The sequence below is a fragment of the Novosphingobium sp. IK01 genome (assembly GCF_033242265.1).
Taxonomy (GTDB): Bacteria; Pseudomonadota; Alphaproteobacteria; order Sphingomonadales; family Sphingomonadaceae; genus Novosphingobium; species Novosphingobium pituita.
Window position 1 is genome coordinate 934,431 of record NZ_BTFW01000001.1, and the last position, 13,004, is coordinate 947,434.

Annotated in this window: 10 protein-coding genes; 3 read left to right on the plus strand and 7 right to left on the minus strand. The window is 66.5% G+C overall.

The window, feature by feature from the left end; translation table 11 throughout:
• The first annotated feature begins 405 nt into the window (after nucleotides 1–405).
• Complete coding sequence (gene hemA, locus SBI20_RS04560) at nucleotides 406–1,632, plus strand: 5-aminolevulinate synthase (RefSeq protein ID WP_317973930.1); 1,227 nt, start codon at nucleotides 406–408, stop codon at nucleotides 1,630–1,632.
• 191 nt (nucleotides 1,633–1,823) lie between these two features.
• On the opposite strand, the gene SBI20_RS04565 is transcribed toward hemA, so the two are convergent.
• The 3 genes from SBI20_RS04565 to SBI20_RS04575 form a co-directional block, all read right to left on the minus strand.
• Nucleotides 1,824–3,023, minus strand: a complete 1,200-nt coding sequence (locus SBI20_RS04565; RefSeq protein WP_317973931.1) for a type III PLP-dependent enzyme — start codon at nucleotides 3,021–3,023, stop codon at nucleotides 1,824–1,826.
• A 240-nt stretch (nucleotides 3,024–3,263) separates the two neighbouring features.
• Nucleotides 3,264–4,463, minus strand: coding sequence for a carboxynorspermidine decarboxylase (locus SBI20_RS04570; RefSeq protein WP_317973932.1), 1,200 nt, complete (start codon nucleotides 4,461–4,463; stop codon nucleotides 3,264–3,266).
• 162 nt (nucleotides 4,464–4,625) lie between these two features.
• Nucleotides 4,626–5,831, minus strand: coding sequence for a saccharopine dehydrogenase family protein (locus SBI20_RS04575; protein ID WP_317973933.1), 1,206 nt, complete (start codon nucleotides 5,829–5,831; stop codon nucleotides 4,626–4,628).
• Nucleotides 5,832–6,211: 380 nt separating this feature from the next.
• Here SBI20_RS04575 and SBI20_RS04580 point away from each other — a divergent pair, with 380 nt between their 5' ends.
• A complete protein-coding gene (locus tag SBI20_RS04580) occupies nucleotides 6,212–7,372 on the plus strand; it encodes a BtaA family protein (protein ID WP_317976040.1) in 1,161 nt (386 codons plus the stop codon).
• Entirely contained in the window at nucleotides 7,369–8,037 is a 669-nt protein-coding gene (locus SBI20_RS04585; RefSeq protein ID WP_317973934.1) for a class I SAM-dependent methyltransferase, read from the plus strand. Before SBI20_RS04580 ends, SBI20_RS04585 begins: the two co-directional genes overlap by 4 nt.
• Nucleotides 8,038–8,043: 6 nt before the next feature.
• Here the strand turns inward: SBI20_RS04585 and SBI20_RS04590 are convergent, their stop codons facing one another.
• The 4 genes from SBI20_RS04590 to ilvD are packed head-to-tail and all read right to left on the minus strand — an operon-like array spanning nucleotide 8,044 to nucleotide 12,962.
• A complete protein-coding gene (locus tag SBI20_RS04590) occupies nucleotides 8,044–9,273 on the minus strand; it encodes a class I SAM-dependent RNA methyltransferase (protein ID WP_317973935.1) in 1,230 nt (409 codons plus the stop codon).
• An 8-nt stretch (nucleotides 9,274–9,281) separates the two neighbouring features.
• Nucleotides 9,282–10,748 carry an NAD(P)H-hydrate epimerase gene (locus SBI20_RS04595; RefSeq protein ID WP_317973936.1) on the minus strand — a complete coding sequence of 489 codons (1,467 nt, stop codon included), beginning with the start codon at nucleotides 10,746–10,748 and terminating at the stop codon, nucleotides 9,282–9,284.
• Complete coding sequence (locus tag SBI20_RS04600; protein ID WP_317973937.1) at nucleotides 10,729–11,106, minus strand: hypothetical protein; 378 nt, start codon at nucleotides 11,104–11,106, stop codon at nucleotides 10,729–10,731. The genes SBI20_RS04595 and SBI20_RS04600 overlap by 20 nt, the downstream gene beginning before the upstream one ends.
• Nucleotides 11,106–12,962, minus strand: a complete 1,857-nt coding sequence (gene ilvD / locus SBI20_RS04605; protein ID WP_317973938.1) for a dihydroxy-acid dehydratase — start codon at nucleotides 12,960–12,962, stop codon at nucleotides 11,106–11,108. Before ilvD ends, SBI20_RS04600 begins: the two co-directional genes overlap by 1 nt.
• Nucleotides 12,963–13,004: the final 42 nt, after the last annotated feature.

Consider the following 13,004-nt stretch of genomic DNA (forward strand, 5'->3'; position numbering starts at 1 on the left):
CGACCCAAAAGTCCTGCGGGTCGGGCTCTTAGGCCTTATCCTTTGGTCCAAACCCGGCAGGTGAACGCCCCCTTGGACAATAAAGCCACTTGGCAAGGCTTTGCCGCGAGGAGTAGAAGCCCGGCAAGATCGCCGGCATCCCGACGACTGGACAGGAAACTGGCCGGAAACTCGGGCGGCAGTCCTTGTCGGGGAGCGAGGATGGCGGTCAGGTAAAAAGCGACGATGCGGCATCTCACGGCCCACCCCGTTCATCACGGAGTTGGCAAAGGTGCAGTAGGACGTTGCGGCAAGATGTTGCGATAAGACAATGACGCGGTCACCCGGACCATGTTTGAGGCCTCCTCGTTCAGGCCAAAGTCATCCGGACGGCCGGTCGGCTGCAGAAACGAAGGAGCCGCAGCAGTGAATTACGACCAGATTTTCGATGCTGCGATCGACCGCCTGCATTCCGAAGGTCGCTACCGCGTTTTCATCGACATTCTGCGCAACAAGGGCGCCTATCCCAACGCCCGCTGCTTTGCCGGACACAACGGCCCCAAGCCGATCACGGTATGGTGCTCGAACGACTATCTCGCGATGGGCCAGCACCCCAAGGTGATCGCCGCCATGGAAGAAGCGCTCCACGACGTGGGCGCGGGTTCTGGCGGCACGCGCAACATCGGCGGCAACACCCATTATCACATCGACCTTGAGCGCGAACTGGCCGACCTGCATGGCAAGGACGGTGCACTGCTGTTCACCTCGGGCTATGTCTCGAACGACGCGACGCTTTCCACGCTCGCCAAGGTCCTGCCCGGCTGCGTGATCTTCTCCGACGAGCTGAACCACGCCAGCATGATCGCGGGCATCCGCAATTCGGGCGCGGAAAAGCGCGTGTTCCGCCACAACGACCTCGAACATCTCGAAGAACTGCTGGCCGCGACCGACCCGGCCCTGCCCAAGCTGATCGCCTTCGAGAGCGTCTATTCGATGGACGGCGACGTCGCCCCGATCCACGCGATCTGCGACCTGGCCGAAAAGTACAATGCCCTGACCTACATCGACGAGGTCCATGCCGTGGGCATGTATGGCCCGCGCGGCGGCGGCATCACCGACCGCGACGAGGCGGCCCACCGCATCGACATCATCGAAGGCACGCTGGGCAAGGCCTTTGGCGTGATGGGCGGCTATATCGCGGCCGATACGCGGATCATCGACGTGATCCGTTCCTATGCCCCCGGCTTCATCTTCACCACCTCGCTCTCGCCGGTGCTGGTGGCCGGCGTGCTGGCCTCGGTGCGCCACCTCAAGGCTTCGAGCGTCGAGCGCGACGCCCAGCAGGCCGCCGCCGCCACGCTCAAGCAACTGTTCCGCGACGCCGGGCTTCCGGTGATGGACAGCACGACGCATATCGTCCCGCTGATGGTCGGCGATCCGGTGCGCGCCAAGAAGGTGTCGGATATCCTGCTCGCCGAATATGGCGTCTATGTTCAGCCAATCAATTTCCCGACCGTGCCGCGCGGCACCGAGCGCCTGCGCTTCACCCCCGGCCCGGCCCACACCGAAGCGATGATGCAGGACCTGACCCGCGCCCTCGTCGAGATCTGGGAACGCCTCGACCTCGAAATGGCGCAACAGCAGGCTGCGTAATAGCCCACTTTTTGCCCCGCCCTTCCTTTCGGGGAAGGCGGGGCAACAGATACGAGAAAGCCCCGCCGGAACCAACCGGCGGGGCTTTCTTCTTATGTGCGACCCGAGACGGGCTCGAGGTGTGGGTTGCGCCTAGCCGTGCCAAGCTGTCACCACCCTGAACCGATTTCGCAATGCAACCTTTTTTACAATCAGCGCAGCGAGACCACGTTGTCGCTCAGGCGCAGGCCACGGCGGCTGCCGTTGTACTGGCTGGACATCGGCTCGTCGGTGACGGTGTAGGTTTCCACCGCCTCGAAACCGTTGAACGCGGTCTTCATCGCCGCGCCATAGGCGCCGAGCATGCCGATCTCGATGTAGTCGCCGGCGCGTGCGTCGGCGGGCAGCGGGAACGGGCCTTCCATGAAGTCCATGTCGTCGCAGGTCGGGCCATAGAAGCTGAAATCAGCCATTTCGCCCGCTTCGATCACCTCCCCGTCGCGCATCAGGCGCACGGGGAAACGCCAGCCGACATGGGCCGCATCGAACAGCGCGCCATAGGCGCCGTCGTTGATGTACAGCTCGTTCTCGCGGCGCTTTTCGACGCGCACGATGATCGAGTTGTATTCGGCGCACAGCGCACGGCCCGGCTCGCACCAGAGTTCCGCCGAGTAGGACACCGGCAGCGATTCATAGGTCCGGTCGATCAGCGCGAAGTAGTCTTCGAGCGGCGGAGGCTCCATGCCCGGATAGACCGACGGGAAGCCGCCGCCGACATCGATGATGTCGACCGTGACGGCCGCATCGACGATCGCCGCGCGCGCCTTTTCGAGGGCCAGCACATAGGCATGCGGGCTCATCGCCTGGCTGCCGACGTGGAAGCACACGCCAAGGCTGTCGGCGAGCTGGCGGGTCTGCTGGAGCAGTTCGCGCGCATCGACGAGGTCGCAGCCGAACTTGGAGGCGAGGCTCAGTTCGGAATGCTCCGAAGAGACGCGCAGGCGCACGCAGAGCGTCAGATCCTGAGCGCCATCGGTCGCTTCACGGATCTTTTCCAGTTCGTCGAGCGAATCGAGGCTGAACGTGCGCACGCCGTAGGTCTTGTAGGCCTCGGCAATGGCGCGCGGCGCCTTGACCGGGTGCATGAAGCACAGCGTGGCTTCGGGCAGGACCGAGCGCACCAGACGCACTTCGGTGATCGAAGCGACATCGTAATGGGTGACCCCGGCGTCCCAGAGCACGCGCAGAAGGTCAGGGGAAGGGTTCGCTTTCACCGCATAGAGCGACTTGCCCGGAAACTTCTCGACAAAGAAGCGGGCTGCGCGCGCGGCTGCATGCGGGCGGTTGAGAATGGCGGGTTGGTCAGGCGCGGTGGCGCGAACTACAGCCCGTGCATCAAGATAATTGTGCAACTCAAGGGACCCCCAAACAAAACGTGGAACGAAAAGCTGCCTTGCGGTTTGGAAGTCCCCATGGGGCAGCGAGGAAGCGCTAAATAGGGCCGGTGGAACGAAGTTCAAGCGAAAAAAATCACAGCTTCACAAATCTGTCACATTGCAGGCCGCACCCCGGCGCACACCTGCCCCGTCCGGGCGCAGAAATGGTCCCCGGACGACACGACAGGATCATGATTCAAAACAAAATTACCGAATTTATCCGAGGCGGTCGCGGAAATCCTCGTAGGCGAAAGTCCGCAGGCATTCGAGCGTGTCGGTCGCACTGTCCCAGAGCCAGATCGAAGGCAGCGGCACCCCGTTGAAGGTGGTGGTCTTGACCATCGAGTAATGGGCCTGATCAAGGAAGGCGAACCGCACGCCCGGCTCGGCGCGAACCGGCAGGCGGTAGTCGCCGATCACGTCGCCCGCCAGACACGAAGGCCCGCCCAGACGCACCGGCGCATCGGCGCCATCGGTGCCCTCGTATTCGTCGATGGGCCGCTCGCCGAGCATGGCCGGACGATAGGGCGCCTCGATCACGTCGGGCATGTGGCAGGTCGCCGAAATGTCGGTGATGGCGATGTCCATGCCGTTCCAGTGCCGGTCGAGCACGGTGCCCACGAGGATGCCCGCGTCGAGCGCGACGGCCTCGCCCGGTTCGAGATAGATCTCGCAGCCGGTTTCCGCCTTTACCGCCTTGAGGAAGGCGACCAGATCGTCGCGCTGATAGTCGGCGCGGGTCACATGGTGGCCGCCGCCAAAGTTGAGCCACTTGAGCTGGCCGAAGAACGGCGCGATGCGGGGCTTGAGCGCCTCCCACGTGCGTTCCAGCGGCTCGAAGTCCTGCTCGCACAGCGTGTGGAAATGCAGGCCCGAGACGCCTTCGAGGTGTTCCGGCGTCAACTGGTCGACCGGAAAGCCGAGGCGCGAATGGGGGGCGCAGGGGTCGTAGCGCGGCACTTCGCCTTCGGCATGGAGCGGGTTGATCCGCAGGCCCACGTCGAACACCTTGCCCGCTGCGCGCGCGGCGGCCAGCTCGGGCGCGAACCGCGCGATCTGGAACGGCGAATTGAAGATCACATGGTCGGACAAGTCGAGGATCTCGGGCAGATCCTCGCCCTTGTAGGCCGCGCAATAGGTCGCGATCTCGCCCCTGTAATGCTCGGCAGCAAGCTTGGCCTCCCACAGGCCCGATGTGCACACCCCGTCGAGATAGTCCCCGACGATCGGCGCGACCTTCCACATCGAGAAGGCCTTGAGCGCGCTGAGCACCTTGATCCCGGCCCGGTCGCGGATGTCGGCCAGAACCGCCAGATTGCGGCGCAGGGCCTGAACGTCGACGACAAACGAGGGGCTGTCGACGCGCGACAGGTCGAAATGGGCAAAGGCGCCCGGATCACCGGCTCTGGTTTCCATGGGAGGCGAGGCCTTTCGGGAGAGATGCAAGAGAGGGGTCTTGAAACGACGGACGCCAGCCCCGCAAGGACTGCGGAAAGCCGGCGCCGGATACTTTGCCATATCGGCCCCCGCCGCCCTCCCTGCAAGGGACGGGCCACGGGTGGCCTCAGAACCGCAGGATCAGAATTCCAGCGGCCCGGCCAGTTCCTTGACCTGCCAGGGCAGGCCATGGGCATTGAGCATGTCCATGAACGGATCGGGATCGAGCTGTTCGATGTTGAACACGCCCTCGCCCTTCCACAGGCCCTGCACGACCAGCGCCGCGCCGATCATTGCGGGAACGCCGGTGGTGTAGCTGACGGCCTGGTTGCCGGTTTCGGCAAAGGCGTCTTCGTGGTCGCAGATGTTGTAGATGTAGAAGGTCTTCTCCACCCCATCCTTGGTGCCCGTGGCGATGTCGCCGATGTTGGTCTTGCCCTTGGTGGTGGCGCCCAGCGAGGCAGGCTCGGGCAGGACGGCCTTGAGGAACTGGAGCGGGATGATCTCCTTGCCCTCGTAGATCACCGGGTCGATGCGGGTCATGCCCACGTTCTGGAGCACGGTGAGGTGGGTGATGTACGCATCGCCAAAGGTCATCCAGAAGCGGATGCGCTCGATCTCGGGCAGGTGCGTCTTGAGGCTTTCGATTTCCTCGTGATACATCAGGTACATGTTCTTGGGGCCAACGGCCTCGAAATCGAACTGGTGGCGGATCGTGAGCGCCGGGGTTTCCACCCATTCGCCGTTGAGCCAGTGACGCGCGGGCGCGGTCACTTCGCGGATGTTGATTTCGGGGTTGAAGTTGGTGGCAAAGTGCTGGCCATGGTCGCCGCCGTTGCAATCAAGAATGTCGAGCGTCTTGATCGTGTCGAGCTTGTGCTTCTTGAGCCAGGTGGCGAAGACCGAGGTCACGCCCGGATCGAAGCCCGAGCCGAGCAGGGCCATCAGGCCCTTTTCCTTGAAGCGTTCCTGATAGGCCCACTGCCACTTGTATTCGAACTTGGCTTCTTCGCGCGGTTCGTAGTTGGCGGTGTCCATGTAGTTGACGCCAGCGGCAAGGCAGGCGTCCATGATCGTCAGATCCTGGTAGGGCAGCGCGAGGTTGACCACCAGCACGGGCTTGACCTCGTTGATCAGCGCGGTCGTCGCGGCCACGTCGTCCGCGTCGATCTGGTAGGTCGCCACGTCGACCCCGGTGCGTTCCTTCACCGAGGCGGCGATTGCGTCGCACTTGCTCTTGGTGCGGCTGGCAAGGGCGATGCCGGTAAAGATATCGGCATTCATCGCCATCTTGTGAACCGCAACCGAGCCGACGCCACCGGCACCAATCACAAGAACCTTTGCCATCGTCACTCCATCATCCATCAAAACAGGGGGAATATCCCGCCGATCCTGCCACAGGACCGCGGAGGTTTCATGGCAAGGCCCATAAGCCAAGCCCATGACAAACCCAAGACCCTTGTGACCGGCTGTGTGCCCCGCAAGGCATGCCCTGCCCCTGTTTTGGCGAAATAGGTGGGGAAAGCTCTCCATGCCCGCACCAGCCACGCGAGCCACAATTGCCACAATCCCGCAATGCCACGCGCGTAAAGCAGCGCCCATCCATACGCATGGGAAGTCCACAGACCATGGAATTGCGCAAGAAGTCCAAGCCCGAAGCCGCTGCCGAGCAATCCCCTCCCGCCCACTCCCCTCTCGTGCGCTCCGTCGTGCGCAAGGGAGCGGGCATGGCGAACCGTCTGCTCGACCACACGTTCGCGCTCGCGTTTCGCGGCCTTGTCTATGCCCAGATCTGGGAAGACCCCGAAGTCGACATGGAAGCCTTGCAGATTCGCCCCGACAGCCGCGTCGTGGCCATCGCCAGCGGCGGGTGCAACGTGCTGTCCTATCTGGTCGCCGATCCGGCCAGCATCACTGCGGTCGATCTCAACACCGCGCACATCGCGCTCAACAAGCTCAAGCTGGCCGCAGCCCAGACCCTGCCCGACCATGCGCAGTTCCACCGCTTCTTCGCCCAGGCCGACAGCCCGGCCAATATCGCGACCTATCGCGCCAAGCTCGCCCCCCTGCTCGACGAACCGACGCGCCGCTATTGGGAAGGGCGCGACCTGATCGGGCGGCGGCGCATCGGCGGGTTCTCGCGCGGGATCTACAAGCGCGGACTGCTGGGCAATTTCATCGGCGTGGCGCACCTGCTCGCGCGGCTCTATCGGATCGACCTTGCGCGCATTCTGGCCGCGCCCACGCTCGAAGCCCAGCGCGCGGTGTTCGAGGCCGAACTGGCCCCTGTCTTCGACAAGCGCTTCGTGCGCTGGCTGACCGACCAGCCCGCCTCGCTGTTCGGGCTGGGCATTCCCCCGGCGCAGTTCGATGCGCTGGCGGGCGACCAGCGCATGGCGCAAGTCCTGCGGCGGCGCCTCGAACGGCTCGCCTGCGATTTTCCCGTGGCCGAAAACTATTTCGCCTGGCAGGCTTTTTCGCGCGGCTATGCCCGCGACGGGCAAGGCCCCCTGCCCCCCTATCTCCAGCGCGCCAACTGGCAGGCCGTTCGCGAGCGCGCATCGCGGGTGCAGGTGATCCACGCCAATTTCACCGAGCATCTGGCCACCCTGCCCGATGCCTCGCGCGACCGTTATGTCCTGCTCGACGCGCAGGACTGGATGACCGACGCCCAGCTCAACGCGCTCTGGCAGGAAATCACCCGCACCGCCCGGCCCGGCGCGCGCGTGCTGTTCCGCACCGCCGCCCAGCCCAGCCTGCTGCCCGGACGCCTCGCGCCCGAGCTGCTCGCCCGCTGGCGCTACCATGCCCGCGAATGCGAAGGGTTCACCGCGCGCGACCGCTCCTCGATCTATGGCGGCGTCCACCTCTACAGCCTCATCCCATGACATCGGCCCCCACCAAAACCGGCACACAGACAGGCGGCGCACATGCCGCGCTGATGGACGCGATCTATCGGCGTCAGGCGCGCATCTATGACGTGACGCGCAAGTACTACCTGTTCGGGCGCGACCGGATGATCGGCGAACTGAAAGCGCCGCCGGGGGCGCGCGTGCTCGAACTGGGTTGCGGAACGGGGCGCAACCTGGCCCAGATCGCCCGCGCCTGGCCGGGCGCGCGGCTGCATGGGCTGGATATTTCGCCCGCCATGCTCACCGTCGCGCGCGACAGGCTGGGCGGGCGGGCACGGCTGGCGCAGGGCGACGCCACCGATTTCGCGCCCCAGGCCCTGTTCGGGTGCGACACGTTCGACCGCGTGGTCTTCTCGTTCGTGCTCTCGATGATCCCCGACTGGCCCGGCGCGCTCGCACAGGCGATCCGGGTTCTGGCGCCGGGCGGGGCGATCCACATCGTCGATTTTCACAATTGTCAGGGCCTGCCCGGCCCGCTCGCGCGCCTGCTGCGCGCGTGGCTTGCGCATTTTCATGTCACCCCGCGCCTGACACTGGCCGACGAAGCGCGGGCGCAGGCGGCACAGGCAGGCCTCGCCTTGCGGGTCATCACCGGCCCGCTCGGCTACTACCGGCTGATCACGCTTACCCGCGCGGGGTGAACGGTATCAAGCCGCCGTTTCGCGCACGAACAGGCTGGCGAGTTCGACATGGGTGGACCAGCGGAACTGGCCCACGGCCTTCAGGCCCGCCAGCCGATAGCCCGCCGCCACCATGGTCGCCGCATCACGCGCCCAGCTTGCCGGGTTGCAGCTGATGTAGACCACGCGGACCACCGTGCTCTCCGCTATCTGCGCCACCTGCTCGCGCGCACCGGCACGCGGCGGGTCGATCAGCACGGCGGCGAAGCGATTGAGTTCTTCGGCACGCAGCGGGTTGCGGAACAGGTCGCGGTGGAGCGCATGGACCGGGCGCCCGTTCATCCGGGCCGCCGCCTGACAGGCCAGATGGCTGTCGCGTGCGGCTTCCACGGCCAGAACCTTGGTGGCCGGGCTGTCCGTCGATGCGCTTGCCAGCGCAAAGGCAAAAGTGCCCAGCCCCGAAAACAGGTCGGCCACGGTCGGCACGCCCGCCAGCCAGCCGCGCGCGGCCTCGACCAGCGCGTCCTGCCCATCGGCGGTCGCCTGAAGGAACGCGCCCGAAGGCAGGCCAACCGCCGTGCCGCCCAGCGTAATCGTGGCCGGGTCGGGCTCCCACGTCGTTTCCGGGCCATAGCCGGCGTCGAGCGTCAGGCGCGCAAGGCCATTGTCACGCGCGAAATCGAGCAGCGCCTCGGTCCTCGCAAGGCTGTCGGCCGAAAGGCCCGAAAGGCCCACGCAGACACCCTGATCGGCCAGCACCAGTTCGACATCGACCGCCAGCTTGCGATCCTGCCAGCTTTCCAGCAGGGCCCGCAGCGGCGCCACCAGCGCGAAGAGTTCGGGCGCGATCACCGCGCATTCGCGCAAGTCGATGGTCTTGTGCGAGCCCTGCTCGCGGAAACCGAGCACGACCCGGCGCCCGATGGCCTGCCCATGAAGCACCGCGCGCCGCCGCGTGCGCGGGGGCGAAAGATGCGTGGGCTCCATCGTGCCCGGATCGAGATCCTGCCCGCGCGCGGCCCCGGCCACACGAGCGGTCACATAGTCAGCCAGCGCCGCGTCCGAGAGGTGCTGCAACTGGCAACCGCCACAGGCCGGGAAATGACGGCACGAAGGCTCGACATGGTTGGGCCCCCAGGTCAGGCTGCCATCGGCCTCCAGAATGTCGCCGGGCGCGGACAGCGCGACATAGCGCCCGTCGGCAGTCGCGCCCTCGCCCTTGGCGGCGACGCGGACGATCTGTGCAGCCCCGTTCATGGCCCCGCTCATGCCAGCACCTCCGCCAGGGCGCCGCCAATGGCATGGGCAAGCTCTCCCGAGGTGAAGGCGCTGCCCGCCCGCTCCGCCGCGCGGCTGTGAAGCCAGAGCGCCTGCGCTGCTGCCGCGCCCGCATCGCGGGTGACGGCAAGGCGGCTGGCCACGGTTCCGGCCAGAACATCGCCCGATCCGGCCACCGAAAGCCACGAGGACGCACGCGACCCCATCGTCACCGATCCATCGGGCGCGGCGATCACGCTGCACGGCCCCTTGAGCAGGACATGCGCCCCGCTCGCCCGCGCCAGAGCGACCGCGCGCGCAGGCCGGTCGCCCTCGCCCGAAAGGCCGAAATTGTGTTCGAGCACCTGCATTTCCCCTTCATGCGGGGTCAGCACGCAAGCGCGCGTCGCCAGACCGTTCACGCCCGCAAGCCCCGGCTGGAGCAGCACCAGCGCGTCCGCATCGATCACCAGCGGCAGGCCCGAGGCCAGCGCCACATCGAGCTTTGCCCGCGCCGCGTCATCGCGCCCCAGCCCCGGCCCGACCAGCAGCGCGCCATAGCGCCCGTCGGCCAGCAGGTCTGGCAAAGCGCCCCGGCTCACCACCAGTTCGGCGGGCACACCCGAAGGCGCCTCGCCCCCGGTCAGCAGGCGGACATAGCCCGCCCCGCCGCGCAAGGCGGCCTGCGCCGACAGCAGCGTGGCCCCCGGCATGGCCCCCGCAACGATCCCGAGCAGCCCGCGCCGGTACTTGTGCGCATCGGGCGCGGGCGCGGCGATCACCGGGCGCGCAAGGACCTGTGCGGCGCCGGGCATAGCCTCCACGCCAATATCGACCAGCCGCACCGCGCCCATGGTCACGCAGGCCGGCATCATGAAATGCGCGGGCTTCCACGCGCCGAGCGCGAGGGTAAGCGTCCATTCGGGCAGGCCTTCATTGAGGAGGGCCCCCGTATCGGCATCGACCCCGCTGGGGAGGTCCACCGCCACGCGCATGGCATGGTGCGCGGCCAGATCGCCCAGCAGCGCGGCCAGATCATCGGACAGTGGGCGCGAGAGGCCGCTGCCGAACAGGCAATCGACCAGAACGCCCCCGCGCGGCAGGCCCTCTTGCGACAGAGCGGCCCCCGCCTCGCGCACTTCGCCCGCAAACAGGCTGCGCGCACGGCGGGCCGCATCGGTCTGCGGCGGACGCGCGGCCACCACGCAGACCGGCACATCGTGATCGGCCAGATACTGCGCGATCACATAGCCATCGCCGCCATTGTTGCCCGGCCCGCACAGCACCGTCACCGAACGCCCGGCAGCCAGACGGCGCACCCATTCGCCCGCCCCGCGCCCGGCGCGCTGCATCAGCGCATGGACATCGTGGCCCGCATCCATCAGCCCCTGCTCGGCGGCGCGCATCTGCGCCACGGTCAGGATCTGGCGGGCGGTTTGGGCCCTTTTGCGGGCATCATCGGTTCGGTTTGACATCAGACTTCACTTTTGCGGGAAAACGATAGCGGTCGCCGCCCAGATCGACTTCGAGGCGGCCATCGGCGAGCCAGCCGACACGGGCTTCTTCCACCCCGTCGGCAGCGATCACCCCGCGCCCGTCATCGACCTTGAGCAGACGGCGAAACCCGCCCGAAAGATGGTGGACGACCAGAAAATGCCGCCCCCCTTCCGCCACCTGCTCGACCTTGCAGGAGCGGGTAAAATCGCGCGCACCATCGGTGGCGCAATCGATCATCACCATCGGCACGTCCGGCGGATCGCCGCTGCCCTTTGCGCAGCCTGCAAGCAGGCCGCACACGAACAGCAGAACCCCGCCGGAAGCCGCGCGCACCATCAGTTCCGCTTCAACTGCGACAGATCGCGCACGGCGCCGCGCGCCGCGCTCGTGGTCATCGCGGCATAGGCCTGAAGCGCGACCGAAACCTGACGCGGACGCGGCTTGGCCGGCTTCCAGGCGTCGGCGCCCTTGGCTTCCATCGCGGCGCGGCGGCGGGCGAGTTCATCGGCGCTCACCAGAACGTCGATGGTGCGGCCCGGAATGTCGATGGCGATCCTATCGCCGGTCTCGACCAGGCCAATGTCGCCCCCCTCGGCAGCCTCGGGCGAGACGTGGCCGATCGACAGGCCCGAGCTGCCGCCCGAGAAGCGCCCGTCGGTGACGAGCGCGCAAGCCTTGCCCAGCCCCTTGGACTTGAGATAGCTGGTCGGATAGAGCATTTCCTGCATGCCCGGCCCGCCCTTGGGGCCTTCGTAGCGGATCAGCACGACATCGCCCTCGACGACCTGCCCGGTGAGGATCGCGGTCACCGCGGCGTCCTGGCTTTCATAGACCTTGGCGGGGCCGGTAAACTTGAGGATGCTGTCGTCCACCCCGGCGGTTTTCACGATGCAGCCATCGGCGGCGATATTGCCGCTGAGCACGGCAAGCCCGCCGTCCTGACTGAAGGCGTGGGTGGCCGAGCGGATCACGCCGTTCTCGCGGTCGAGATCCAGTTCGTCCCAGCGGCGATCCTGACTGAAGGCGACTTGCGTGGACACGCCGCCGGGCGCGGCGCGGAAGAATTCCTGCACGCCGGGCGAATTGGTCTGCGCGATGTCCCACTGGGCCAGCGCATCGGCCATCGTGCGGCTGTGGACGGTGGGCAGATCGGTGGTGAGCAGGCCTGCGCGGTCGAGTTCGCCCAGGATCGCCATGATCCCGCCCGCGCGGTGAACGTCTTCCATGTGCACGTCGTTCTTGGCCGGGGCGACCTTGGAGAGCACCGGCACGCGGCGCGACAGGCGGTCGATGTCGGCCATGGTGAAATCGACGCCCGCTTCCTGCGCGGCGGCGAGCAGGTGCAGCACGGTGTTGGTCGAGCCGCCCATGGCAATGTCCAGGCTCATCGCATTCTCGAAGGCCGGGAAGCTGGCGATGGCACGCGGAAGGGCGGTTTCATCGCCTTCCTCGTAATAGCGCTTGCACAGATCGACCGCGAGGCGACCGGCTTCGAGGAACAGGCGCTTGCGGTCGGCGTGGGTCGCCAGCGTCGAGCCATTGCCCGGCAGCGAAAGGCCGAGCGCCTCGGTCAGGCAGTTCATCGAATTGGCGGTGAACATGCCCGAGCACGACCCGCAGGTCGGGCAGGCCGAGCGCTCGATCGTCTCGACTTCTTCGTCGGTGAAGCTCTCGTCGGCCGCCGAAACCATCGCGTCGACCAGATCGAGCGCATGTTCCTTGCCGCGCAGAACGACCTTGCCCGCTTCCATCGGCCCGCCCGACACGAAGACGACCGGGATATTGATGCGCAGCGCGGCCATCAGCATGCCCGGCGTGATCTTGTCGCAGTTGGAGATGCAGACCATCGCGTCGGCGCAATGGGCATTGACCATGTATTCGACGCTGTCGGCGATCAGGTCGCGGCTGGGCAGCGAATAGAGCATGCCATCGTGGCCCATGGCGATGCCATCATCGACAGCGATGGTGTTGAATTCCTTGGCGACGCCGCCCGCCGCCTCGATTTCGCGGGCGACCATCTGGCCCAGGTCCTTGAGGTGGACGTGGCCGGGCACGAACTGGGTGAACGAGTTCACCACCGCGATGATCGGCTTGCCGAAATCGCTGTCCTTCATCCCCGTCGCGCGCCAGAGCCCGCGCGCGCCCGCCATGTTGCGGCCATGGGTGGTGGTGCGGGAGCGATAGGCAGGCATCGGGGAAACTCCAGATCAATTCGGCACAAAAACGGGCCCGCG

Excerpts from the sequence above, each read along its gene's own strand:
- SBI20_RS04595 (WP_317973936.1), bottom strand. The coding sequence starts at position 10,748 with ATGTCAAACCGAACCGATGATGCCCGCAAAAGGGCCCAAACCGCCCGC.
- ilvD (WP_317973938.1), bottom strand. The coding sequence starts at position 12,962 with ATGCCTGCCTATCGCTCCCGCACCACCACCCATGGCCGCAACATGGCG.
- SBI20_RS04580 (WP_317976040.1), top strand. The coding sequence starts at position 6,212 with ATGGCGAACCGTCTGCTCGACCACACGTTCGCGCTCGCGTTTCGCGGC.
- SBI20_RS04600 (WP_317973937.1), bottom strand. The coding sequence starts at position 11,106 with ATGGTGCGCGCGGCTTCCGGCGGGGTTCTGCTGTTCGTGTGCGGCCTG.
- SBI20_RS04575 (WP_317973933.1), bottom strand. The coding sequence starts at position 5,831 with ATGGCAAAGGTTCTTGTGATTGGTGCCGGTGGCGTCGGCTCGGTTGCG.
- SBI20_RS04585 (WP_317973934.1), top strand. The coding sequence starts at position 7,369 with ATGACATCGGCCCCCACCAAAACCGGCACACAGACAGGCGGCGCACAT.
- SBI20_RS04590 (WP_317973935.1), bottom strand. The coding sequence starts at position 9,273 with ATGAACGGGGCTGCACAGATCGTCCGCGTCGCCGCCAAGGGCGAGGGC.
- SBI20_RS04570 (WP_317973932.1), bottom strand. The coding sequence starts at position 4,463 with ATGGAAACCAGAGCCGGTGATCCGGGCGCCTTTGCCCATTTCGACCTG.